This is a genomic window from Streptomyces sp. ISL-87 (assembly GCF_018614095.1).
Lineage (GTDB): Bacteria > Actinomycetota > Actinomycetes > Streptomycetales > Streptomycetaceae > Streptomyces.
This window is the reverse complement of sequence record NZ_JAGGOY010000046.1, coordinates 21,425-44,859: the sequence shown is the minus strand read 5'-3', so window position 1 is coordinate 44,859 and position 23,435 is coordinate 21,425. Positions and strand designations below refer to the sequence as shown.

The 23,435-nt window shown below is 69.0% G+C and carries 21 protein-coding genes; 9 read left to right on the top strand and 12 right to left on the bottom strand.

The features are described from left to right. Positions 1-69: 69 nt before the first annotated feature. The 4 genes from J7I97_RS18100 to J7I97_RS18085 are packed head-to-tail and all read right to left on the bottom strand — an operon-like array spanning position 70 to position 3,565. Entirely contained in the window at positions 70-1,503 is a 1,434-nt protein-coding gene (locus J7I97_RS18100) for an NAD(P)/FAD-dependent oxidoreductase (protein ID WP_214936139.1), read from the bottom strand. Further along, positions 1,484-2,704, bottom strand: a complete 1,221-nt coding sequence (locus J7I97_RS18095; protein ID WP_214936137.1) for an MAB_1171c family putative transporter — start codon at positions 2,702-2,704, stop codon at positions 1,484-1,486. The genes J7I97_RS18100 and J7I97_RS18095 overlap by 20 nt, the downstream gene beginning before the upstream one ends. After that, positions 2,701-3,255, bottom strand: a complete 555-nt coding sequence (locus J7I97_RS18090; RefSeq protein WP_251051352.1) for a hypothetical protein — start codon at positions 3,253-3,255, stop codon at positions 2,701-2,703. The genes J7I97_RS18095 and J7I97_RS18090 overlap by 4 nt, the downstream gene beginning before the upstream one ends. A gap of 37 nt (positions 3,256-3,292) precedes the next feature. Continuing rightward, entirely contained in the window at positions 3,293-3,565 is a 273-nt protein-coding gene (locus tag J7I97_RS18085) for a hypothetical protein (RefSeq protein WP_214936135.1), read from the bottom strand. 198 nt (positions 3,566-3,763) lie between these two features. Here J7I97_RS18085 and J7I97_RS18080 point away from each other — a divergent pair, with 198 nt between their 5' ends. Further along, positions 3,764-4,672 (top strand): methyltransferase domain-containing protein, encoded by a 909-nt coding sequence (locus J7I97_RS18080; RefSeq protein WP_214936133.1) that lies wholly within the window; start codon positions 3,764-3,766, stop codon positions 4,670-4,672. Positions 4,673-4,674: 2 nt separating this feature from the next. Then, the gene (locus J7I97_RS18075; protein ID WP_214936131.1) at positions 4,675-5,775 is read left to right on the top strand and encodes a terpene synthase family protein; all 1,101 of its coding nucleotides are present in this window, start codon (positions 4,675-4,677) and stop codon (positions 5,773-5,775) included. 15 nt (positions 5,776-5,790) lie between these two features. Here the strand turns inward: J7I97_RS18075 and J7I97_RS18070 are convergent, their stop codons facing one another. From J7I97_RS18070 to J7I97_RS18050, 5 genes are read right to left on the bottom strand one after another with little or no spacing between them, the layout of a single operon-like run. Continuing rightward, positions 5,791-7,176 (bottom strand): cytochrome P450, encoded by a 1,386-nt coding sequence (locus tag J7I97_RS18070; RefSeq protein WP_214936129.1) that lies wholly within the window; start codon positions 7,174-7,176, stop codon positions 5,791-5,793. Then, positions 7,173-7,817, bottom strand: a complete 645-nt coding sequence (locus J7I97_RS18065; protein WP_214936127.1) for an ATP/GTP-binding protein — start codon at positions 7,815-7,817, stop codon at positions 7,173-7,175. Before J7I97_RS18065 ends, J7I97_RS18070 begins: the two co-directional genes overlap by 4 nt. Next, on the bottom strand, positions 7,798-8,160 hold the full coding sequence (locus J7I97_RS18060; protein WP_214936125.1) for a DUF742 domain-containing protein: 363 nt from the start codon (positions 8,158-8,160) through the stop codon (positions 7,798-7,800). Before J7I97_RS18060 ends, J7I97_RS18065 begins: the two co-directional genes overlap by 20 nt. Further along, positions 8,157-8,564, bottom strand: a complete 408-nt coding sequence (locus tag J7I97_RS18055) for a roadblock/LC7 domain-containing protein (protein ID WP_214936123.1) — start codon at positions 8,562-8,564, stop codon at positions 8,157-8,159. The genes J7I97_RS18060 and J7I97_RS18055 overlap by 4 nt, the downstream gene beginning before the upstream one ends. Then, positions 8,561-10,234 carry a sensor histidine kinase KdpD gene (locus J7I97_RS18050; protein ID WP_214936122.1) on the bottom strand — a complete coding sequence of 558 codons (1,674 nt, stop codon included), beginning with the start codon at positions 10,232-10,234 and terminating at the stop codon, positions 8,561-8,563. The genes J7I97_RS18055 and J7I97_RS18050 overlap by 4 nt, the downstream gene beginning before the upstream one ends. A gap of 391 nt (positions 10,235-10,625) precedes the next feature. On the opposite strand from J7I97_RS18050, the gene J7I97_RS18045 reads away from it, so the two are divergent. Next, positions 10,626-11,255: a hypothetical protein gene (locus J7I97_RS18045; protein ID WP_214936120.1), complete on the top strand. Its 630-nt coding sequence runs from the start codon at positions 10,626-10,628 to the stop codon at positions 11,253-11,255. Positions 11,256-11,380: 125 nt separating this feature from the next. On the opposite strand, the gene J7I97_RS18040 is transcribed toward J7I97_RS18045, so the two are convergent. Then, positions 11,381-12,721, bottom strand: a complete 1,341-nt coding sequence (locus tag J7I97_RS18040; RefSeq protein WP_214936119.1) for a phosphatase PAP2 family protein — start codon at positions 12,719-12,721, stop codon at positions 11,381-11,383. Positions 12,722-13,427: 706 nt separating this feature from the next. On the opposite strand from J7I97_RS18040, the gene J7I97_RS18035 reads away from it, so the two are divergent. Further along, positions 13,428-14,675, top strand: a complete 1,248-nt coding sequence (locus J7I97_RS18035; protein WP_214936117.1) for a hypothetical protein — start codon at positions 13,428-13,430, stop codon at positions 14,673-14,675. Here J7I97_RS18035 and J7I97_RS18030 read toward each other — a convergent pair. Beyond that, a complete protein-coding gene (locus tag J7I97_RS18030) occupies positions 14,668-15,213 on the bottom strand; it encodes a DUF5753 domain-containing protein (RefSeq protein ID WP_214936116.1) in 546 nt (181 codons plus the stop codon). The genes J7I97_RS18035 and J7I97_RS18030 overlap by 8 nt on opposite strands. A 265-nt stretch (positions 15,214-15,478) precedes the next feature. Then, the gene (locus J7I97_RS18025; protein ID WP_214936114.1) at positions 15,479-15,670 is read right to left on the bottom strand and encodes a hypothetical protein; all 192 of its coding nucleotides are present in this window, start codon (positions 15,668-15,670) and stop codon (positions 15,479-15,481) included. 521 nt (positions 15,671-16,191) lie between these two features. Between J7I97_RS18025 and J7I97_RS18020 the strand changes: the two genes are divergently transcribed. The 5 genes from J7I97_RS18020 (at position 16,192) to xerC (ending at position 23,423) form a co-directional block, all read left to right on the top strand. Further along, positions 16,192-18,114 (top strand): lipopolysaccharide assembly protein LapB, encoded by a 1,923-nt coding sequence (locus J7I97_RS18020; protein WP_214936113.1) that lies wholly within the window; start codon positions 16,192-16,194, stop codon positions 18,112-18,114. Positions 18,115-18,414: 300 nt separating this feature from the next. Next, positions 18,415-19,206 (top strand): hypothetical protein, encoded by a 792-nt coding sequence (locus tag J7I97_RS18015; protein WP_214936111.1) that lies wholly within the window; start codon positions 18,415-18,417, stop codon positions 19,204-19,206. Positions 19,207-19,240: 34 nt separating this feature from the next. Next, positions 19,241-20,356, top strand: a complete 1,116-nt coding sequence (locus J7I97_RS18010; RefSeq protein ID WP_308365362.1) for an XRE family transcriptional regulator — start codon at positions 19,241-19,243, stop codon at positions 20,354-20,356. A 240-nt stretch (positions 20,357-20,596) separates the two neighbouring features. After that, a complete protein-coding gene (locus J7I97_RS18005; protein ID WP_214936108.1) occupies positions 20,597-21,592 on the top strand; it encodes a DUF4365 domain-containing protein in 996 nt (331 codons plus the stop codon). Positions 21,593-22,025: 433 nt separating this feature from the next. Further along, a complete protein-coding gene (gene xerC / locus J7I97_RS18000; protein ID WP_251058914.1) occupies positions 22,026-23,423 on the top strand; it encodes a tyrosine recombinase XerC in 1,398 nt (465 codons plus the stop codon). Positions 23,424-23,435 lie beyond the last annotated feature (12 nt).

Here is a 23,435-nt window from a genome sequence, read left to right as displayed (position 1 = left end):
CTCCTGTGGACCGCCCCGCTCCGGGGCGGTCCACATGCACGCCGGCACGTCGGCACGCCGGCACACCCCCTAGGCCCCGGCAGGCGTGGGCGCCGGGTAGAGGTGGGCCCGTTCGGCTGCGGTGAGCGGCGGCTCCGTCAGGGCGCGGCCGGGAGGGCCCTGGATGACCTGCTTGACGATCCCGGGGCGGAAGAGCGCGGTCGGCGCCGCGTCGAGCGACATGACGTCGAAGAGCGTCCGCATGACGGCTTCGCTGCTCATGGCGGTGCGGCTGAGCCGGTCCACGTAGAGGTGGGTCATACGCCCGGCGAGCGGCGCCTTCGGGCCGGTGGCCCCGGGGAAGCGGATGTCCTGGCCCGTCGTGATGTCCCAGGGAGCCTGGACCAGGCGCCCGATCCTGCGCTGGACGGTGGAGCTGAGGCGCGCGTCGGCCAGGCCGCGCTTGCGGAGCACGTCGCGCAGGACGCGTACGCCCTGGGCGCCGATCGTCATCCCCTGCCCGTAGATGGGGTTGGTCGCGGCCACCGCGTCGCCGAGTATGACGAAGCCGGCGGGCCACTGGCGCAGCCGCTCGTAATAACGGCGGCGGTTGCTGCAGCCTCGGTTGAGGCGGACCTTGGAAAGCGGCTCGGCGCCGGCGATCAGGTCGGCGACGATCGGGTGGGGCGCGGTGCGCGCGTACGCCTCGAACGCGTCGGGGTCGATGCCGGGTTCGGCGCCGCGGGTGCCGGCCAGGGTGACGAGCCAGCGGCCTCCCTCGACGGGGAGCAGGGTGGCGGCCCGGCCGGGTAACGGCTTGCCGGGGTCGGGCTGGAGGCTGATGACCGGGAAGTCCTCGGCCCAGTCGGGCGCGCGGTACCAGCGGCTGGCGTAGACGAGTCCGGGGTCCACGGTGGTCTCGGTGACCTGGGGCAGCCCGATGGCGGTGAGCCACTGCGGGGCGTGGGACCTGCGGCCGGTCGTGTCGACGACGAGGTCGGCGAGGACGTCCTCCACGGCTCCGGTCGCCAGGTCCCGGACGCGTACGCCGGTCACGCGCGCCGGGCCGCCTATGAGCCCGTAGGCGTAGCCGCCGGTGCGGACGGTGATGCCGGGGCGGCTGAGCAGGAAGCCGCGGGCGGTGGCGTCCAGGAGGTCGCGTGAGCACACGATCTGGTGCTGCATGGCCTGGTCACCGCGGCGGACCCAGCCGTGCGGGGTGAGCATGATCAAGCTGTCGGGCATGGCCGCGTACCGGGCGCCCGCGTCGAGCCATTCCCGCCGCATCCCGGGGGCGAGCTCTTCGATCGCGCGTTCGCCGCCGGACCACAGCAGGTGCGCGTGGTGGGCCTGGGGCAGTCCCGGCCGGGGGGCCGCGTCGGCGGGCAGCTCGTCCCGGTCGACGACGACGACCTCCCGGGCGTACTGGGCGAGGACGGCGGCGGCCAGCATGCCGGTGAGGCTCGCTCCGAGGACGACGGCGCGGTGCACTGCCGGCGGCGCGCTAGGCGTTGATGCGTCCATGGGCGGGTGACTCCAGTCCTGGTCTGTGCGGGGGCACGGTGGCGACGGGGGTGTGGAACGGCGGACGGCGGATCATCCGGGAGACCCGGATCAGCGCCTTCTGGTCGAGCGGGGGCAGGGCCGTGGCGGTGTCGTCGTCGAGCAGCGGAGGCTCCTCGTCTCCGGCCGCGGCCTTGGCGGCCATCGCGTCGGCCAGGACGGCGGCTTCGACCGCGGCCTCGGCCTTCTTGGGCGCCAGTCTCAAGGCGGCGGCCTGCGCTGTCGCCGCCTGGGCGACGGCCGGGTTGCGGTAGGGCCGCAGGGCGAGCCGGCCGTCCTGCACTTCGGCAACCCGGCGGGTGGCCTTGAGCTCCACGTCCCACCAGGGCACCGGCAGTGCGGCGGCGACGGCCGGAGTCGCCTCGCGCAATGCGCGCCAGAGCGGCGCCAGTTGGAGAAACACGTGGTTTCCCGACAGGGTGCGCTCCACGCTGCCGCCGACCATGGGCAGGGTGAAGCCGACGCAGGTGAAGAGCGTGCAGGCGAAGGCGAACCCGCGGGACACCTCGGTGTTGAGCCAGTCCCATTCGGCGCTGCCGGACCACCGCCCGGCGATTGCGATGATCTTCGAGGCGTCGAGGCCGATGTTGAGGGCGAAGCCGAGGATAAGGACGCGCAGCCCGCGGCGCAGCCACTTCGGTCCGGTGACGCCGGCGGCCCAGCGCACGCACAGCACCGTGGCCAGGACGCCCGCCATGGTGTGGGCGGCGAGGTACAGCAGGATCATTTCCCGGATGTACGGGGTCTTGGCGTAGTACGTGTCGAAGTCCACGCGGCGTTCGGCGGGCGCGTCGCCGGCCGCGAAGAGGGCGACGATGCCGATGATGGCGATCCCGTAGGCGGCCATCAGCCAGCGCACCCAGTGGGCGGCCTTCTCCGGGCTCCAGTCACGCCAGTACACGAGCAGGGTGAGGACCAGCGCGCTCTCCAGCGCGAGCATCGAATACACCAGGGGGGCACTGAAGTTGGGGATTCCCGTGGCGGCGTTCACGACGCCGATCACGTCCGGGTTCGCGCAGGCGAAGCAGGTGCCGCCGAGCAGCAGCACCGCGCACACGAGGACGTACAGCGGGTCCCGGTTGTGGCGCAGGCCGGGTGCTTTGACGAGGAAGGCCAGCCACATGGAGCCGGAGATCACCCAGAATCCGGCGTTCTCACTCACCAGGCGCCTCCGCCGGCCGGTCCCAGGGAGACATTGAGCTTGTGCCCGAACGCGCTGGAGGACTGCGGGACATGGGCGCCCTTGCCCAACCAGTGCTTGCTCCGCATGGCGAGTAAGGAGCCGAACAGCTCGCAGGCGCGCTCGCCGTCCTCTCCGCAGTCGGTGCGCGCGGAGGACCGGGCGGCGATCCGCTCGACCGTGCTGGCGGTGAGGTCGGGGGCGAACAGGTCGGCGTAGTCCGACTCCCCCAGGATCTGGGCGTGGCCGGCGCCTTCCTCCATGTGCCACAGCTCGTGGCCCAGGATGCCGAGCTGGTGCTCGGGGTCGGTATTGGCCTCGATGAGGACGATGTTGCGGGTCTTGGTCCACACCAGCAGGCCGCTGACGGTGCTGACGGGGAAGGACACCAGGTGCGGCTCGACAGGTTGATCGTGCCGTCGGGCCATCGCCTCACACAGGGCGCGGAAGACGACGGCCGGTTCAGCAGGAGCGTGCAGCGTGATGCCACGAATGAGCTCGTCCCGTGTGCGGCGCATTCTCTTGATGTCCATGTCGTCCTTTGACCTGAGGAAGTGGTCGTACTCCGCGCTACTGGCCGGCCGCCTCGGGCCGCAGAATGCTCTCCACCAGGCCCAGCAGGGCGGCAGCGACCCCGTCGAGGCCGGAGAACGCGGCCGGGCTCAGGGCCCGGTCGGTCGGCTCGCCCGATGAAGGGGAATCATGATTCGGGATCGTATGTCCCGAGCGCGGCCCTTCGGAAGAGACAGATTCACAATTGTCGATCCAGCCTCCCTTATCGGCCACCTCCGGGGAAATGATCGCGCCACCCTCAAGGCGCCCCGCCGCGCAGGTCACGTCCACCGGCCACTGGCCCCCGGTCCGGCCGTGCGTGCGGCCCCGCGCCAATGGCCTGACGAGACATCAAATGGCCGGGATTGTTGCCATTTCATGTGTGGTTATGCTCAACACCCGGGCGATCGAGGACTTTTATCGATCGCTTTTGGGCAGAGGTGGGGCGGCCGATTAACACCCCCACAAGACCGCAAGACCGGAGAACCGATGGACAGCAACCTCGTCATCCAGCCCCCCACTGGAGGCCAGGCCTTCGACGAGAGCCAAGTGCCGCTCTACTACACCCGCAAGACGGCGGACATCCTCCACAAGTACGGCCCGGGACCGCGGGTCCACTTTCACATGGGGCTCTTCACCCCGGGCGCCACGCCGAACACCACCGTCGCGCAACGGGTGCTCAAGAGACGCATCGTGGAGTCCCAAGAGGCCATCGTCGAGCACGCGGCGCGCTCCTGGGGCGCGTACACCACCCCGCCCGCCCGCGTCCTCGACATAGGCTGCGGAGTCGGCGGCGGCTCGCTCTACTGGGCCCAGGAGCACGGCGCGACCGTCACCGGCCTCACCGTCGCCGCCGACCACATCCCCGTCATCGAGGACTTCGCCCGCCGGGCCGGGGTCGCCGACCGGGTCACGCCGCTGCTCGCCGACGTGCACGGCTTCACCACGCGGAAGAAGTACGACGCCGCCTACGCCAACGAGAGCTCCGGCTACATGGACCGCGAGCGGCTCTTCCAGGTGGCCGCCAAGGCACTGAAACCCGGCGGCTGGTTCGGCATCCAGGAGCACTTCATCTGCCGCCCCGAGTGGACCGAGTTCATCGACGGCTACTACAAGACCCGCCTGGGCACCCTCACCGAGTACATCATCGCCGCCGAGGCCGCCGGCTTCGAGCTGGAGCAGGACGAGGACGTCACGGACCGGGTCGCCGAGTTCTGGGTGCAGTCCATGGCCTGGAACACGGCCGAGCTGGACCGCGTGGAGCACACGGGCATCGAGTCCGCCTGGTCGCGCGAGCGGCTCCAGGAATCCACGATCACCCACGGCAAGCTGTTCCGCATCTGGCGCGACCACGCGCTGGAGACCCGGCTGCTGCTCTTCCGGCTCGGGGGCAAGTGACCATGGCGACCCCGCACGGCCACCGGTCCCGCATCGGCTGGCGACTCCCGCCGTTCTACTGCCCGTTCAACGAGAAGCTGATCCACCCCAAGGCGGCGGAGCTGGAACAGCGGGCCGTCGACTGGATCGACGCCTTCGGCATCTACCCCGACGCCACCGAACGCGCCTGGGGCCTGGCCACCCACAGCGCGGACTTCACCAGCCGCATCATCCCGTACGGCGACGTGGAGCCGGTACTGCTCTTCATCGAGTGGAACTACTGGGCCAACGCCGTGGACGACTGGCAGGACTCCGGGTCGACCGCCACCCGGACCGCGGACATCGCCGACCACAGCGCGCGGCTGGTCCGCTCCATCGAGGCACCCGGATCGGGCCTGCTCCCCCGCGGCCCGCTCACCGACGCGCTCGACGACCTGGTGACCCGCACCCGCGCGACGCTCACGCCGTTCCAGCTGCGCAGGTTCACCGAGGGCACCCGGGACTGGCTGTTCGGGGCCGGCTGGCAGACCGCCAACGCCGAGCGGAACATCATGCCGAGTCTGAACGAGTTCGCCGCGATGCGGATGTCGGTCAACGGCACCCGCTTCACGCTCACCTGGTGCGATGCGGCGAACGGCATCGACGTGCCGGCCGATGTGCTGTATTCGGCGCCGGTCCAGGCCCTCACCGATGCCGCGGGCTTCATCGTCAGCTGCGACAACGACCTGTTCTCGTACAACAAGGAAGACCACCAGGAGCCCTGGGAGCAGAACCTCCTCAATGTGGTGGCGCAGCACCACGGCTGTACGCCCGAGGAGGCACTGGCCCCGGCCGTGGCCCTCAGGGACCGCGCGATGACGTTCTTCGTCCGGATGCGCGAGCAGCTCGCGCGCGGCGCGGACGAGCAGCTGGGCCGTTATCTCGTCTCGCTCGGCCACTATGTCTCGGGCTGCATCGAGTGGCAGAACCTGGCGCCGCGCTACGCCAGCCCGCGCAACCGCAACGAACTGCCGGTCGAGGGCTCCTCGTACGACATCACCTGGCGGGACACCCCGAGCGACGCGAGCGTCGAGCCACTGCCCATCCCGGCGATCGCCTGGTGGTGGCAGCAGCTCGACGCCTGAGCCCCGGGCCCGGCCTCAGCGACCGAGCAGCCGGGCCCACCAGGAGCGGCGTACCGTCCGCACCTCGTGCAGTAGCGCGGGAGCGGGCGGTGCGCCGGCCCCCGACGGCGGCTGCGTCCTCGCCGCGCCGGGTGCGCGCGAGGAGGCCGTCACCGCATTGCCACGCGGGGTGAACGTCACCGGCAGGGCCACCAGATGACGTGACATCAGCGACGCGTCCCAGTGCAGCTCGCCCTCGTGCACCGCCAGTTCGAGGTCGGGCAGCCGCGACAGCAGGGCGTCGATGCCCGTGTCGGCGATGGCCCGGCCGATGTCCTGGCCGGGGCACTCGTGGGGGCCGCCGCTGAACGCCAGGTGTGAACGGTTTCCGTGCACCGGCAGCGTCAGATCCGGCCGGATCTCGGGGTCCGCGTTGCCCGCGGCGAGCCCCAGCAGCAGCATGTCGCCGGCCTTGATCCGCTGCCCGCCCAGCTCCGTGTCGCCGGTGGCCCAGCGCCCCAGGATCGTGGTGAGCGGCGGCTCGTCCCACAGCACCTGTTCCAGCGCGTCGGGCAGGGTCATGTGACCGCCGGAGAGGTTCGCGCGGAAGCGGCGGTCCGTCAGGACCAGCCGCAGGGTGTTCGCGATCAGGTTGGCGGTCGTCTCGAACGCCGCGATCAGCACCAGCCGCAGATGCTCGATGATCTCGGCCTCGGTGAGCGAGGTGGAGTGCTCCAGCAGCCAGGAGGTGAAGTCCCGGCCGGGGGCGGCCCGCTTGCGCTCGACCAGCTGCTGCAGCGCCTCCGTGACGTACGCGTTGCTGGAGACCGCCGTCTCGGTGCCCTTGATCATGTCGCGGGCGGCTTCCACCAGGCGTGGACCGTACGAGTCCGGCATGCCGACCAGCTGGGTCATCACCAGCATCGGCAGCGGCTCGGCGAAGTCCCGTACCAGATCGGCCCGTCCGGTCTCCGCGAACGCGTCGATCAGCTGGTTGGCGAAGCGTGTCACGTAGCGGCGGACGCCGCGCCGGTCGAAGCGCTCCAGGGACTCGGTGACGGCGCCGCGCAGCCGCTCGTGTTCGGGCCCGTCCTGGAAGTTGCACACGGGCTGCCATGCGGCGACCGGGGTCAGCGGGTGGTCCGGGGGGACGTTGCCCTCCTGCATGTCCCGCCAGCGGCGCGGGTCGCGGGAGAACCGGGACGGGGTGCGCGCCACGTCCAGGTTCTCGCGGTGGCCCAGCACCAGCCAGGCCGGCAGATCGCCCTGGACCAGGACGGGCGCCACCGCGCCGTGCTCGGCGCGCAGCTTCTCGTAGAGGCCCGTCGGGTCGGCCTCGGCCTCGGGGCCGTAGAGCCGGTGCGCCGGGCAGCCCGGCGGCGGGGCGGCGAAGCCCTGCTGATCGGTCGGGGGGGTGCTCACAATGCCTCCGGGGTCACGGCGAGGGAGTGCAGATAGCGCATCAGCGTCATCAGGACGTCACGGCTGGAGTCGCGCCGCCGCGCGTCGCAGAGGACCAGCGGTACGGACGCGGGCAGGTCGAGGGCGGCGCGCAGCTCCTCCACGGGGTGCTCGGGCGCGTCGGGGAAGGAGTTGACGGCGACGACGAACGGCACGCCGCGCTCCTCCAGCCGGCCGATCACGTCGAAGCTGACCTCCAGCCTGCGGGTGTCCACCAGCACCACCGCGCCCAGGGCGCCCTCGAACAGGCCGTGCCACAGGAACCAGAAGCGTTCCTGGCCGGGGGTGCCGAAGAGGTACAGCACCAGCTCCTCGTTGATGCTGATGCGGCCGAAGTCCATCGCCACGGTGGTGGAGCTCTTGCGCTCCACGCCCACCGTGTCGTCGACGCCGACCCCGGCCTGGGTCATCGTCTCCTCGGTGGTCAGTGGCCGGATCTCGCTGACCGAGCCGACCAGGGTCGTCTTGCCGACCCCGAAGCCGCCCACGATCACCACCTTGACTGCGGCGGCGGCCGTGGCCGGCAGTGCGTCCTCGCGCCGCGGCCCCGCCTGGGGGTGGCTCCCGGGAGCCGCGGGAGGGTCAGAGCTTTCGAAGTCCATCGATGACTGCCTCAATCAGTGCCAGGTCCGGGAGTTGGGCGGGGGCGACGGGTGGGCGTGAGATCACCTGCTGCGCGGCGAGCAGGTCACCGAGGAGTACGGTGACCACGCTCACCGGCAGGCCGAGGTACGCGGATACCTCGGCCACCGAGAGCGGCGACTGGCACAGCCGCATGATCGCCGCGTGCTCCGGCTGCATCCCGGGCCTGGGCCCCGACCTGGCGATGATCAGGGTCACCAGGTCGAGGGTGGTGGTGGACTGTAACGGCCCGCTGCGACCGCCCGTGATCACGTAGAGCCGTTCGGGGGTGCCGTCCTCCCAATCCCGGCCCGGGTCCTTCACGCGGGCTGCCCATCGTGGCGCGGCGGGCTGCTGAGGTGCTCTCCGATCCGGGCGACCAGGTCGCGCATCCGCTGGCCCATCAGGCCGGCGTCGACACCTTCGTCGGCCAGTACGGCAAGGTAGGCGCCGGCACCGGCCGCCATCAGGTAGAAGAAGCCGCCGTCCATCTCGATCACGACGAGCCGCATGCGCCCGTTGCTGTGCGGGAGTTCGGAGGCGACCGCGCCGGCGAGGCTCTGCAGCCCGGCGCAGGCGGCGGCGAGCCGGTCCGCGGTGTCGGTCTCCGCGCCGTACTGCGCCATGCGCAGACCGTCGGCGGAGAGCACGATGACATGGCGGGTCTGCGGAACGCTCTCGGCCAGGTCCTTGAGCATCCAGTCCATATTGGTCTGCTGCTGACTCATGGCTGTTCCCCCTTGCTCGCCGAGTCCGGCGAGGCGTCTGTGTTCTGGCTTGCTCCGCCGGTCCGGCTTGCGGCGGTCTGGCTGTCCCCCGACAGGCCGCCCTGGAAGGCGGCCAGCCACATCCCGGGCTGCACCTCGGGCTGGGGATCGGGATCGGATCCGGCCCGGTCGGCGGCCGCCGCGGTCGCCGCGGCTGCGGCGATGATCCGGTCCGTGGCATGGGGCAGGTCGGGCACCACCGCGCGGGCCTTGCGGCGTCGCTGGGGCAGGCCGTTCGGGGTCCGCTCGGTCACGGCGGGTACCTCGTCGGGGGCTGCGTCGATCCGCGGGCCGGTGGCCCGCCGGGGCTGCTGCGGCCGGGCGGCGGCCGGTTCGCCGTTCCCTCCGGGGGTGGGCCGGGTGGTCGGTCCGGCGGTGGGTCCGGTGGACGGTCCGGCGGTGGGCCCTGCGGTCGGTCCGGACGCCGGTGCCAGGGCCGCCCTGGGGCCCGAGGAGGTGCCGATACCGTGCGCGACGCCGGTCGCGGCCGCGGTGGTGGTGATCAGCTCCTGCGGGATGATCAGGACGGCGCGCACCCCGCCGTAGGCCGAGGAACGCAGCGAGACCTGGAAGTTGTACGCCTGCGAGAGCCGGCCGACGACGGCCAGGCCCAGGCGCGGCGTCTCACCGAGGTCGTTGAGGTCGATGCCCTGCTGCGCCTGGCGGAGCATGCGCTCGGCCCGGCTGCGGGCCTCCTCGCTCATGCTCACGCCGCCGTCCTCGATCTCGACGGCGATGCCCGAGTTCACGTCGACGGCGGTCAGGTGGACCTTGGTCTGCGGCGGGGAGTAGCGCGTGGCGTTGTCCAGCAGCTCCGCCAGTGCGTGGATGAGCGGTTCGACTGCGGGTCCGACGACGGCGACCTGCGAGACCGAGTGGAGCTCGACACGCTGGTAGTCGATGATCCGCGACATGGCGCCGCGCAGCACGCTGTACAGCGGGACGGCCTTGTTCCACTGGCGGCCGGGCCGCGCGCCACCGAGTACGGCGATGGAGTCGGCGAGGCGGCCGATGAGCGCCGTGCCGTGGTCGAGGCGCAGCAGGTCGCCGAACACGTCCGGGCTGTGGCCGTGCCGGTCCTCCATCTCCCGGAGCTCCTGCGCCTGCTGGTGCACGATGGCCTGGACGCGGCGGGCGATGTTCACGAACGCCCGCTGGGCCGAGTCGCGCAGGTCCTCCTCGGCGACGACGGCGTCGAGGACGGAGCGCAGCACGGCGAGGTGAGCCGACCTGAACTCCCGGGTCAGGCCGGGCTCGTAGGCATCGGGGTCCTCCAGGGAGGCGAGCACCTCCTCGGGGAACTCCCCCTTGCCCAGGCGCTCCACGACCTCGGGCAGCAGCGCCTCGGCCAGCCGTACGGTCTCGGCCTCCTGCCGCGACAGGGCCGCCTCCTGCGCGGCGACCGTGGCCCGGAGTGCGGCCACCGCCTTGCCGCGCCGGGCGGCCTCACCGCAGGAGAGGGCTACGGCGACGAAGGCCACGGCACCGACCCAGGCGACGGGGGTGCGGGCAGGTGCGGACACCAGTGCCACGGCGATCGCGGCGACGGCCGCGGTGACCAGGGCGGGCAGCGCCCATACGGTGGGTGAGGTGGGCCCTGGACTTCCGGGCGACGATCCCACTCGAACCATCAGAACCCTCAAACGATCGAAATTGAATGATCATAGGACAACGGCCCGGAAGCTTAGCGGCTTTGCGCACGGGTCTTGACAGTGGCTCATGATCTGGACCTGTCAGGCCTGTTGACGCTGCGGGATCTGGCCGAAACCCGTCGGCGTCCTTGACCGGCCTTCAGGGCTCCCCGGCCATCTGCCGTGCTTTCAGGGCGCGGTCGGTGCCCACACCGGATTCGGGGACGGGGCGGCACGGCACCGCCCCGGGATCGGCCGATTCCCGTCCGGCCGTTCGGCCGGGGACAGCCCGGTGATCATGAAGACCGCCCCTCAGGGCACAATCACCCCAGGCACCGGAATCCGTCCCACCGGCCCATCGCGGCCCACCACCAGAACAGGAGCAGGCACGTTGAACCAGGCAGTGCGTGAGCAGGCGGCGAGGTTCGTGCACCAGGGTGAACGGCTCATCGCGGCGTGTTCCTACGAACTCGCCCCCAGCGTGCCGCACCCTCCGGAGGCCCTCCTCGCCCCGGCGGAGCCGTCTGCGCTCGGCCAGCGGATCGAGGCGAAGCTCCCCCGTCCGCTGCGGCAACTGGTCAGGGCGCGCGTACTCGATCCCCGGCAGTCCAAGCCGGCCGCCGCCGCGGACGCGCCCGACCGCGCACCCGACGCCCTGGACGGTCTCGGCACGCGGCTGATGCACGGCAAGGGCATGGAGGGCGGCTGGCAGAGCGCGGCCGGGCACTTCCTCGTCAGCCGCGCCGACGCGCGGGGCTCGGTCACCGGCGTACTCGCGGTCACCGACCGGCGCTGGTTCGGCCTGAGCGACGTCTCACCGCTGTGGCAGTCGACGCCGGTCATGAAGCAGTACTGGGAAGCACCGCGGCCGGCGGTCGCCGCGCTGCGCGCCAACCCGACGGGAGTGCTCCAGAAGGGGCGCATGGACATCGAGTTCACCGACGGCTCGTGGGTCGCCGTCCTCGCCTCGGTCCCAGCGCACGCGGCGCCCTTCGCGGCGGCCGCCGTTCGCTACCGCTGAGCCACCGCGCCACCGAGCCCGGCGACGGCGAAAACGAGGAGAGGCCGTACCGGAGAATCTCCGATACGGCCGCGACCATCACGATGGTGCCTCGGTGCTCAGCCCACGACTCGCTGCAACATGACTCAAACCAGTTCGGGCTGTGGTTCGCGTCGCGGTGCCGGCAGATGCGCCGACGCGGCCTTCCGTCCCCACCTCCTGGTGGTTCGCACGTAGCCGTAGACCACTGAGGTCATCGCCAGAATGAGCAGCGGCCCGAAGACCCACGGATGTCCGGCCATCTCCATGGACAGATAGCGATACGACGCCAAGAGCGCAGCGAAGACCGCGGCGCCGTAGACGACCAGCTGGATTCCCGGCCGGTCCCAACCGCGGTCGAGCGCGCGCAGCGCCGTCTCGATCGTGAGCGTGAACACCACGCCGGCGACGATGTCCGCGCCGTAGTGGTAGCCGAAGCCCAGCGTTGCGCCGAGCGTGGCGATCAGCCAGAACGCGCCTGCGAATTGCAGAGCCCGGGGGCCCTTGCGGGAATGAATGAAGATCGCGGTGGCCCACGCTGTGTGCAGGCTGGGCATGCAGTTGCGCGGGGTGATCCCGTCGAAGGGCATCGGGTGCGGGGTGGTGACGGGCGGCGGCGTGTCCGGCCACAGGTTGGCCACCGCCCAGTGCCCGCCGTCGGCGCCGTAGGCGAAGACCGGTCCGACCACCGGGTAGATCATGTAGATGGCCGGCCCGAGCAGACCGATGACCAGGAAAGTGCGCACCAGATGATGGCCCGGGAAGCGGCGCTCGACCGCCACGTTGCGCAATTGGTACAGCGCGACGGCGACCGCGGCCACCCCGAGCTGAACGTAGACCCAGTCGAGAACGTGGGCGCCGACCGTGCCGGTGGCTTGGACGATCCGGCCCACCAGCCACGACGGGCTGCCCAACGCGTGATCGGCGGCTGCCACGTACTGGTCGAGCACCACCGGACGGCTCTTCGACGTGATCAGCAGCCAGATGTCGCCGGTCTTGCGGCCGGCCACCAGCAGCAGGCCCAGTCCGACGCCTTTCAGCAGCAGGACACGGTCCCGGCCGGTGCGGCGCGTGACAGCGATGACGCCATGGGCCAAGACCACCCACAACGCTCCGTTGCCGGCCATCATCTTGGCGTCGACCGCCCACCGTACGAGCCAGAAGACGACGTCGATGCCGATCGCGGCGCCGGCCGCGACGAACCGCTGCCGCGGGGTGAGCACCACCATCATCAGCGCCATACCGGCGTACAACAGCGGCCCTGATTTGGGGGCGAATATCACCTCTCGCACCTGGTTGGTCATCGGCCCCCGTACGCCGTACCGACGCGCGGAGATCTCCAGTGCGATGAGGAATCCGAGGGCCACCACACTTATCGCGGCCCACAGCACGACCCGTGGTTGACGCCACGCGGCGAATCCGTTTCTGCCGCTTATTCGCGAGAACATCCGCGATATCGTAGATTTCAAATTTTCAGCCGATTTATACATTTCAAGGCGATCGTTGCGAGTTCGAACATGCTAACGGAGCGGGCGGGTCTCGCTGGTCACGGGTACGTCGAATACAACGATCGGCTCCCCTCTGCCGGCGGCCACAGCGGGCGCGGTGGCCGGGAGGGCGAGTGCCGGGGCGGGCTTGACGGCCACGGCGGCGGTGGCGGCGGTGGCGACGGTCCTCTACGCCCAGTGGCCGGCAACGATATCCTGACTGACCGTCGATCACATCCGCCGCAACAGCTCGCAGCGCGGTTCCCCCCGACAGCGGCCGGATCCTGACGCAGTCCCAGATGACCCCATCGCGCCGCTGGTCGCCAAGCGGTCCCCAAAAACGATCAAGGGGCCGTTTCAGATTGCTCTGAAACGGCCCCTGACCTGCGACTCTTTCAAGTCGGGACGACAGGATTTGAACCTGCGACCCCTTGACCCCCAGATGTGCAGGTGACCCGGATTATCCGGACATATTACACTTATCTGGGGCGCAAGTGGTGCACAGGGAGGCGTTTCGTGCACCACCGCTTCCATCGCATGGTCCCCAACTGGTCCCCAGGACACCGCGCTGGCGGCCAGACACCTCCGCCGTCGAGTCTGGTCCACTGCCGGGTGGATGGGCTGGTTTACCCGGCGGACTGTCAGTGCCTGCACATAGCCTGCCGGCATGGCCTCGACTAACGGTGAGCTTCGTCACGTCCCGCTCGGTTCCACGTTCGCGCCTGAGGTCCCCCTCGGGCCGACCCGGGACATCCTCATCACCTGCCACGCCTCAGCATCGGGCAAGGGCAAGCTCCACGGGAGCCCGGCGTGCGGGACCCTGCGATCAGCCGCCTCCGTCAAGGAGCTCGACATCCCGTTCGGCGAAGCCGTGGAGCGGCTCTGTACGAGCTGCCGCTGGCCGCTGCCCACGGACAGCCCCATCCTGCCGCTCGGAGCAGCCGTCATCGACGTGGACGCTCTCCGCGTCTGGCTCGACCGGAAGCCCCTGGACGAGGAAGACATCGAGGCCGAGCGTGACGCCGCCGACGCCCTCGCCACCGGTGAGTACCCGCCCCGAACCGCCGCCTCCGACAACGAGGAGGATGAAGACGACGACGATCGCTACGAGCAGCGCGAGCGGTACGACCGCGCCCGCAATGTCCGGTCCCGACGTCACGAGCACTGGCGCCGGCTGCACTCCTACCTGGCACGGAGCATTGAGGCCGTAGCCCAATACCCCTTCCTCGCCCCGTGGGCCGATGGTCTGCAGAGCCGCCTCACCGCCGTCCTCGACCAGGAGCGCCGCGCCTTCGCCGCCCTCGTGCGACCGGACCGTCTGCTGGAGGCGGCAGCAGTACGCGTCCTGCCCGCGCCACAGTTCACAGAAGATCCCGCCTTCGCCGGACTGGGAGCGGAGGCCGCCAAGACCTTCCGGCGAGCCTGGCACGAGTGGAGTCACCGAGCCATCTCGTCCTGGCGCCGCCTGGAAGACCACGACTTCGCGGTCTACACCGTCGTCAGCGACGCTTTCGGGCGACGCCGCAAGGGAAAGCCCGAGGCCCACGCCGCCTTCGACCAGCTCGCCGCCGACTGGATCCGCCAGGCACGCGAGGAAGCCAGCCGCCCCGCCAGCGCACCGTGGCAGCTGGTGGCCATCAAGGCGCCCGCCCTTCCCCGGACCCACTACAGCGAGCCGGAACGGGACACCCTCACCGAATGGGAAGCCTCGGTCATCGCCACCTACCAAGTGACCTTCAACCGGCAGGCCGGCACGGCGGCCCTGCTGGTTCCCCACCTCATCGCCGAGCAACTGCTCGCCTGCGCCTCCAGCGACATGCCGGTCGAGCGCTTGGCTCCCAACGGCAACGCACTGCCTGCAGAGGTACTGCTCGAGCAGTGGACCGCCCGCGCTGATCCGAGTGCCGTCAGCTGACCGTGAACGCGGCCGTGATCAGGTCCCGGGCTGCCTGGCCGTAGACAGCAGAGGCTTTCAGGAGCCCGAACGCCTTGCGGAACAGCGCAACCCGATCCTGGTCTGTGATCGTCTCAGCCCCGCCGTACCCCTCGACCTCCACCCTGCCGGCGTCGAAAATCGAGAAGCCGCCCCCGGGGTGGACCAGGAGGCGGGAACGGGCCGGGATGATCCCCAGGGACAGGCCCGGCAGGTCCGTCGCGTCCAGCAGCCGGCGGAGTTGGCCTTGCATCACTTCAGGCCCGCCGAGGTTGGTGTGCAGCGCCTGTTCGCCCAGCAGGACGTGGAAGGTACGACCGTCCTGGCCGATGTACTGTGCGCGAGCCGTACGGGCGGCTACCCCTGCCTCGATGTCGTCGGGAGTCCCATGGAAGTCCACGACGAGCCGCAGCACGGCAGCAGCGTACTCCGACGTCTGCAGGAGGCCCGACACCAGATCCGGGCTGTACCCCACGTACTCACGCGTGGTCCTGACAAGGTCGAGAAAGGTCTGCTGCACGGGGCCTGTGCCTGCACGAAGGAGGTCGTCCCAGCCTGGGGCAGCGTCCGGCGATGAAGTCGTCATGACTGCGATCGTGACAGCGGGGCGGTGGGCAGGCTGGTGCGCTGGCCTGAACTCCATGGAGGCATGGCTCAACTTCATGCCCCAGGCTGGCACGCGACTCATCCGGAGCTCGGCAGGATCGAGCCCAGATCGGGCAGCTCCGGCAGGCAGCCCTGCGGCTCTGCGAGGGGGGCGCCTCTTCCTGCCTCCGCTCGTGGCCCTACCGCCCGATACGGCGCAGACCACGGCGAGCCTTCAACAGCATGTCGAGGGTGCAGTGTGCCGCTTTACGGCGCTCGGGGTGGCGGGACCAGATGGTCGGTAGGACGACGCCGGCATACAAGAGCACGAAGATGACGAAGCCCATAACCCCGGGGATGATCACGGCGGTCGGAAGGCAGTCGATAGGCATGCTGGGGCTCCAGGGTGATCTCGTGGATGGAGTCGGCCTCTCAGTGCGGCCTGGGCCCAACGCTCTCTGTGCAATGCGGTGTCCAACTGCCATTCAGCGATGGATTGCACACGTACTTCGCATCAACCCTGTTCAGGCGACGTAGACTTCGCAGCTGTCCAGCCCGTGTTGTCCGGGCTTCGGGGAGAGGGGTGGACAGCGTAGTGGGTGCACGTAGCGAGGATGCCTTCTTCGCTGCCCTCAAGCGGCTGGGCGCAATCCATGGTGAGTACCTGACGAGGCGTGTCAGCCTCCGAGCCCTTTCTCGGGGGGCCGGCGGTCCCGTAGCCACGACGATCGGGGCATGGTTAGACGGGCGTCGGTTCCCGCAGCGGGTCGACACCCTTGTCAAGATCGTAGAGCAGTTGCATGCCGCGGCTCTGGCTGAGGGATTCGAGCCAGCCCCTTCCGAAACGCATCTGTTCGATTCCCTGTGGTGGCGTGATCGGCACGCTGCAGTAGCCCGGCAGCGTGCCGAGTCTGTGCGGACCGGCGTACAACAGGCGCAAGCTGAAGCGGCACTTAACAATCACCGGTCGGCCGCGGCCGTGGGACGCCCGATCTCGCAGCTGGACCCGTTCGACCTGGAAGTCCACCACAGTGTCGACGTCATCCCCACTCACCGGTTCCCTGAGGGCTGGACCGTGCATTACGACACAGGTCTGACCACCTCGAGGCCGACGGCTCCACCCGTGCTGTCAGCCCTCACGCCGTACGTCATACGGGCCCACGACCGGCTTCTGCGTGACGTCGTCCGCCGAGCGGAAGCCGGACAGAGCGGCATGGCAATGCTGGTCGGCAGCTCATCGTGCGGTAAGACCCGGGCGTGCTGGGAAGCAGTACAGTCGTTGGCCGACGGCTGGAGGCTGTGGCACCCGTTCGATCCCACTCGACCCGAAGCGGCACTGGCCGACATCCAGAATGTCGGCCCCCGAACGGTGGTCTGGCTGAACGAGGCGCAGCACTATCTGCTCCCCTCGACCGGTTCCCTGGGCGAGCGGGTGGTTGCAGGCCTTCGGGCACTGCTTCAGGATCAAGCCCGTCGCCCGATCTTGGTGCTGGGCACCGTCTGGCCGGAGTATTGGGCGACGCTCACCGCGCTGCCGAAGGCTGGCGCCCCTGACGTGCACGAGCAGGCCAGGAAGCTGCTGGCGGGTACCAACATCTCCGTGCCCTCCTCATTCTCAGCTGCAGATCTGGCTGCCATCCGACGTGGTGAGGTGCGCGACCGTAGGCTGCTCTACGCGGCCAAGCGTGCCGCAGACGGCCAGGTCACGCAGTACCTGGCAGGAGCCCCAGCATTGCTGGAGCGGTATCACAATGCCCCTCCCGGTGCACGTGCCGTGCTGGAAGCAGCCATGGACGCCCGCCGGCTCGGTAACGGCCTCGCCATCCCCCGTCTCCTCCTCGCAGCCGCCGCGCCGGGCTACCTCACCGATCAAGAGTGGGACCAGAGCAGCGACGACTGGTTCGAAGAAGCGCTGGCGTACACAGCCCAGCCTTGCCATGGAGCTCGCGGTGCGCTGACCCGAATCAAACCGCGCCCCGGGCAGGAAGCGTTCGAAACTCCGCACTATCGGCTGGCCGACTACCTGGAACAGCACGGTCGTAACAGCCGGGCCAACAAGGCCGTGCCCACTGAACTGTGGGAGGCCGCGTTCGTGCACGCCCACGATGAGGACCTGTTCGCGTTCGGCCGCTCCGCACGCGCCCGCCACGCGGACCACCTCCGATTCGTTTTGAAGGCCGCGCAGGCGGGAGACCATGCAGCAGCGTGGGAGGCTGCGGAGGAGCTGCACAAGTCAGGTCGCCTTCCACAAGCGCTGGTCCTGTACCAGCGTGCCTCTGGCGGCGCGGCCTTCGCGGTCGCCCGCCGAAAGGCTGCTGCACTGCTCCAGAAGCTCGGTCGCACAGACGAGGCGGTGGACGAGTACAAGAAGGCAGCCGCCCAGGGCCACCTTTCTTCGGTTCATGCCGTCGTTGACCTCATGCTCAGCCAGGACCAGGTCGCTGCAGCCGCAGCCTGGATCAAGCAACTTGCCGAGCAGACAGACCTGGACATACTCGATACCGCCATCGCCCTGCTGAAGCGAGCCGAGTACGAGATCGACATCATCCGATGGCTCTGCGATCTGGCCGATAAGGGTCGTCCTGGTGCTCTGGGACGCGCAGCCTCTCTCATGCAGCAGGCTGGCCGGTCTGAGGAAGCTGCGGTTTGGCTCACTCGCTTGGCGAACAACGGCTTCCTGGGGGCCGAACTGCTCGTGGCCGAGGTCCTGGAAGAGGACGGACTCGTCGGCGAGGCAATCGAGTGGTATCAGCGAGCAGCCAAGTCTGGGTATCCGAGCGCCCGCAGCGCCTTGGCCCGCCTCGCCGTTCAAGGCCGGCCTGACGCAGTGCAGTAGACGGTGCCGAGACGTCGGCACCAACCAAGATCCGTTCGGCAGGCTAGCCGTGGCCTTCGGCGGCGACGTGGCCGGGCGAGCTGGGACCATGGGAGGCGCGCCTGCTCGTGACCGCCCCTCGTGGCCAACTCCGCCCGTCAAGCAGGCGTAGTTGCTGGACCCAGATCCGCCGGCGGGGCGGACCGGCGTGCTCAGGCGCTCCTAGAATCGAGCTTGTGCAATATAATTGACACAAACTAAAGTGTTGAACGTGTTCCTATGCTTCATTCAGAAGTAGCTCATCGGGAAGGACCGGTGAAAGTGAACCACGTACATCCCCCCTGGGCCGTCGACCTGTTCGGTGACAGCCAGGTCGACCTGGTGCGGGACCGGCTCGGTCAGGCACTTGTCGACATGCAGGAGAACGCCCGCGCCGCTCAGCACGAGGGCGACGTCGAGAGCAACCACCCCTACGGCTGGACTCGCTGGCCCGGCTCGTACCGGCAGGTGGCCCGCCAGTTCGACGGAGTCGAGGGCGCGACAGTCTTCAAACCGAACGGTTTTCCCTTCGACCTGGTCCACTTCAAGCGCGGTCTGCTCTACCCCTTCCGCTTCGCGACGGAGGACGTCAATGTCCGCCAGGCGAAGCTGCCTTCGGTGGGCCCGTTCATCCGCGAGCTGTTCACCTTCGCCCCCGAGCCCAGTCAGGGATCGCTCTTCGAAGACGAGCAGCTCAGCCACGGCCGCGTCGAGGTACGACCCAAACTCGCGGCACTTCCCGAAGGCACCCGTCTGGTGCTGATCCCCTACGCCTGCAACCCCCACGGCCTGCTCAAGCCGTACTGGGGCGTGGCCTCCCTCCTCGACGAACAGGGCAGCCTCGAGTGGGCCGTCCAACCCGAACCCCTGCCAATGCCGGCAACACCCACCCGGCGTAGGCTCAGCGCTGTTCCGCAGCAGGCCGCGGCGCCGGAGCACGTCAGCTTCGACGCAGGCGACCAGCCTGTGCCGATCCTGTTCGCTCGGCCCGACGTGGACGAGAAGCGGGACGTGCCGCCCCTGACCGAGCCGGCCCCGATCGAACCACTGGCCCACGAGGACGATGAAAACTGACCAGCCCCTGCTGCCTGGCACTTCCGAACGTGTTGTGACCCCGCGTGCCGTCCATGACGCCTTCGACCCCGCCCGGCTGACCCAGGCCAGGCGCCTGGCGGGAATGACGAAGAAGGACGTGGCAGAGCACCTGGGCGTAACACCCGCGGCAGTGGGCCAGTACGAAACGGGGGTGGCCAAGCCCCGCCCGGATCTCCTCCCGCGGCTCGCCGACACGCTCGACGTGCCGCTGCCCTTCTTCATCGCCGGTCGGCCGAGCAACCGGCTCGACTCTTCCATGGCGCACTTCCGCGCCCTGCGCAGCACACCAAAGGCCCAGCGTGAACGCGCCCTTGCCTTCGCCGAACAGGTGTGGGAGCTGACCTACGCGCTGGAGAAGCGAGTACAGCTCCCGCCCGTCGACCTCCCGGGCTTCGCCGGCGGCGAGGTCCACCCTGGCGTCGACCTCCCCCTCGACCCGGCAGCGGCCGCACGCGAGTTGCGCAAGCGCTGGAACCTCGGAGACGGCCCGGTCACCCATCTGGTCAGACGCATGGAAGCGCGCGGGATCGTGGTCGTCCTCCCAGCCGCCGACGAGACCGCCCGCACGGTCGACGCGTTCTCCTCCCGCTCTGCTCGCCCGGTGGCGATCCTCACGCCCAACCGCACCAACGACGTGTACCGCCACCGCTTCACCGCAGCACACGAGCTGGGCCACCTCGTCCTGCACGGCGACGCCACGGGCGACAGCCGGCAGGAACGCGAGGCTGACGCATTCGCTGCGGAGTTCCTGACCCCAGCTGCAAGCATCACGCCACTCCTCCCCCGACGCCTCGACCTCGCACACCTCACCGAGATCCGGCGGGTGTGGGGAGTCAGTGTCGATTCGCTCATCTACCGCTGCCGCGAGCTCGGCATGATCTCCGACGCCACGGCCAGCCGTGGATACCAGCGCCTGCGCGCACTCGACGGCCAACCCGGCTTCGCCTCCGAACCGGTCGACGGCTTCCCCGGCGAACAGCCCGCCCTCCTGACCCAGGCATACGAACTCGCCGAACGCGAGAAGGGACTCACCATCCCCAAGCTGGCCGACGAACTCGGATGGCACCCCGCACGCGTCCGCCGCCTCCTTGGCTCACCCGACCCCAGGCCGAAACTCCGCATCGTCTGACCCTTGGGAGTGGGAGGTGCGACTGTCCTTGCGACCGGACGGTCGCTCGCCTTGCGCCCATGACGCCCGCAGACCCCTGGCAGTCACGGATCTGAACGTCAGGAGAGCCTGGCATGCTGCGCGTACGGTCGGAATGCTGATCACACCACTGAGGACGACGAACGGTCGCAGCGCGTTCGGTCAGGGTCTGCTGTCAGAGCAAGTCGGTATCCTAGCGGCCACTACTTTCGAGGGGGAACGGTGTCAACTGTACGTTCTAGCCGCAGAATTGAGCGGGCCGGCGTCAATGCCCTGCGTTCACTCCTCGAGGAAAACGATCATATCGTTCAGGAAATCGATGGTGGAAACGATCACGGCGAGGACATGATCGTAAATTTCACTCGAAGCGGGAGGCGAACCGGGTGCTGGATTGCCATCCAAGTAAAGAGCGGCAAGAAATACAAGCGAGCCAACGGGTATGCAATCCCCGTTGAAGATCACTTCGACGACTGGCGGCAGAGCCGGATCCCCATCATTGGCGTCGTATACGACATGAAGAAGAAGGAGCTTTTCTGGGTCAACCTCACCGAACAGTTACGCTCGACGGACGTCAGCCCCGGTTGGGTGCAGGTGTCAAACTTGGCCCGACTCAACGCGGACACCGTAGATGGATTCCAGTCAGAAATCTCGGCTTACGCAGGCGATACACAGATGCGCATTCGCGCATCCAATCAAGAAGAGGCTTTCACCGAAGCCATCCGAGCACGCCAAGGACTGGATCCCGAAACCGCACCAAACCCTCTTTTCGAAGGAATGGCCGACTTCGCCCTTCGACACGAGGAACGACTTCACGTGATCGCACGAGACGTGCGACGATCCATCCCAATCCAAGTCCTCACCTTGATCATGGTGTGGGAGTGGCCTCGACAGATCCGCTTCGTGGAGGGATCCGTGGACATGAACCCCGTCCCGTGGGTGTTGGGCCTCTATTTCTTCATGCTCCTCATGGCCTTCACGATCTTCTTTGAGTTGAGGGCAGGCCGAAGGCCTAAAGAAACCGGCAACTGGCTGATTTTCGTCGCATGCAACTTCCTTTGGCTTCCATTCCTGGACCCCGACGGAGATCGCGGCTGGTGGGGAACGACCTGGATCGTCGCCGGAATTGTGATCCCGTCTTTCGGCATCAAACTCCTATACATTAGCTTCATCGGCTTTGCTCGCGACCGAAAAAAGAAGCATTATCGGGCCACTTTCTGACTGCCGAAGCTCGCACCTGAGCGGCGGGGTGGTCGCCCGTGATCGCATGGGCGTGGAAGCCCTCCGCCTCCCGGAGGCGATCCCCATGCGTACCACCGCCGGCCGCAGCCGGATCTACTGCCGCTGTGGCCGCAGAGACCCCCAGCACCACCAGTTGGGCTCCCGCCGCCCCCTGCTCCAATCGGCGCTCGCGACGCCAAGCACATGGCCCCTCAAGATCCGAGCCGCACACCGCGCAGCTTCGCTGGTCGGCGGCTGGGTAACCGCTCAACGCCCTGAGGCGAAAAACCGACTGGGCGGACGTTTCAAAGCTGCCCTTGGGACGTGGATAGGGGAAACGTGCTGGTCACACGCCGCTGGAGAGCATTGTGGTCGCCTGTGGTCGCACGCTGGAAGCATCCACTCCCGCTCTCGCCTCCCGGAGGCGATCCCTATGCGTACCAGCCTCGGCCGCGGCCGGATCTACCGCCGCTGCGGCTGCAGAGACACCCAGCACCACCAGCTCGGCGCCCACTGCCTCTACCTGCTCACCGACAGCCAGCACGGCACCTGGAACTTCGCCGTCGATGTCCCCGCCCCAGGCCACCGCACCACCGTCCGCCGGGGCGGATTTCCCACCCAGGACAGCGCCGAGCAGGCTCTGGGCCGGTTCCTCGAAGGCGAGGTCGGCGGGTACAACGCCGACCCCAGCCAGACTGTCGCCGCCTACCTCAACACGTGGCTGGAAGCGAAGGCCCTGGTGCTGAAGCCGACCACTATGGCTCGCTACCGCGACTACGTCCGCAACGACCTCATCCCCGCGTTCGGTGGCCTCAAGCTGGACCAGCTCGCCCACCGGCACATCTCCGCCTTCGTCACCTGCCAGCTCGCCGCCGGACGCGGTCACACCACCCTCTACCGCTGCCTGGCCACCCTCTCCAGCGCCCTCGGTGACGCCGTCCGGCAGCACCGCCTTCCCCACAACCCTGCCTCTCCTCCGGTCCTGCGGCGCCCGCCGGCGCCGGAGCGGCGCATCTGGACGGCGGAGGAGGCGGTCCGCTTTCTCCTGTACTGCCACCGGGCCGACCCGGAGATAGCCGACCTGTTCGAGTTCCTCATCGGTACCGGCATGCGCAAGGGCGAAGCCCTGGGCCTGCACTGGAACGACGTCCACCTCACCGAAGGCGTCCTGTACGTGCGCTGCACCCTCTCCGCGATCGACAACAACCACCTCGTCATCACCGCGCCGAAGACCCGCTCCAGCCGCGCCTGGGTCGCGATCTCGCCCCGCGTCGCCACCGCCCTACGACACAGGGCGACGACAATGACCAGTACGAGAGGTGATCCTGACGACCCGTTCACCGGACTCGTCTTCTGCCGTCCCGACGGCAGGCCAATCGGGCCCCACCACGTCCTGGACCGGCTGCATCAGCTGTCCGAAGAGGCCGGCGTCCCGCGGATCACCGTGCACGACCTGCGGCACCTGGCGGCCACCATCACCATCACCGCCGGCGTGCCGCTGACCGTGGTCTCCAAGACGCTGCGGCACTCCACCCTGTCGACCACCGCGAACATCTACAGCCACCTCACCCGGCAGGCCGCCCGCGAAGCCGTCGACACCATCGACCGCACCCTCACCGGGGCGGAGACCGCTGGCCACGAGACAAGCTTCCCGGCGTGGTTGCGACCACCACGCGACCACATCCGGCAGCTCGGGGAAGTCTTCCGGCGGCTTCACTCCCCCGTGCCGCCAGCCTTCAGTGCCACAGCCTCCCGGCCGCAAGGTGGACGTGCGACCACAGTGCGACCACCATGGCCCCGGACGCACGAAAGGCCGCTCTCCCATGGTTGAGAGAACGGCCTC

Bases quoted from the DNA above. Each gene is read 5' to 3' on its own strand.
- J7I97_RS18100 (WP_214936139.1), bottom strand. From the start codon at position 1,503: ATGGACGCATCAACGCCTAGCGCGCCGCCGGCAGTGCACCGCGCCGTC.
- J7I97_RS18090 (WP_251051352.1), bottom strand. From the start codon at position 3,255: ATGGACATCAAGAGAATGCGCCGCACACGGGACGAGCTCATTCGTGGC.
- xerC (WP_251058914.1), top strand. From the start codon at position 22,026: ATGCGTACCAGCCTCGGCCGCGGCCGGATCTACCGCCGCTGCGGCTGC.
- J7I97_RS18050 (WP_214936122.1), bottom strand. From the start codon at position 10,234: ATGGTTCGAGTGGGATCGTCGCCCGGAAGTCCAGGGCCCACCTCACCC.
- J7I97_RS18025 (WP_214936114.1), bottom strand. From the start codon at position 15,670: ATGCCTATCGACTGCCTTCCGACCGCCGTGATCATCCCCGGGGTTATG.
- J7I97_RS18075 (WP_214936131.1), top strand. From the start codon at position 4,675: ATGGCGACCCCGCACGGCCACCGGTCCCGCATCGGCTGGCGACTCCCG.
- J7I97_RS18065 (WP_214936127.1), bottom strand. From the start codon at position 7,817: ATGGACTTCGAAAGCTCTGACCCTCCCGCGGCTCCCGGGAGCCACCCC.
- J7I97_RS18055 (WP_214936123.1), bottom strand. From the start codon at position 8,564: ATGAGTCAGCAGCAGACCAATATGGACTGGATGCTCAAGGACCTGGCC.
- J7I97_RS18040 (WP_214936119.1), bottom strand. From the start codon at position 12,721: ATGTTCTCGCGAATAAGCGGCAGAAACGGATTCGCCGCGTGGCGTCAA.
- J7I97_RS18080 (WP_214936133.1), top strand. From the start codon at position 3,764: ATGGACAGCAACCTCGTCATCCAGCCCCCCACTGGAGGCCAGGCCTTC.
- J7I97_RS18035 (WP_214936117.1), top strand. From the start codon at position 13,428: ATGGCCTCGACTAACGGTGAGCTTCGTCACGTCCCGCTCGGTTCCACG.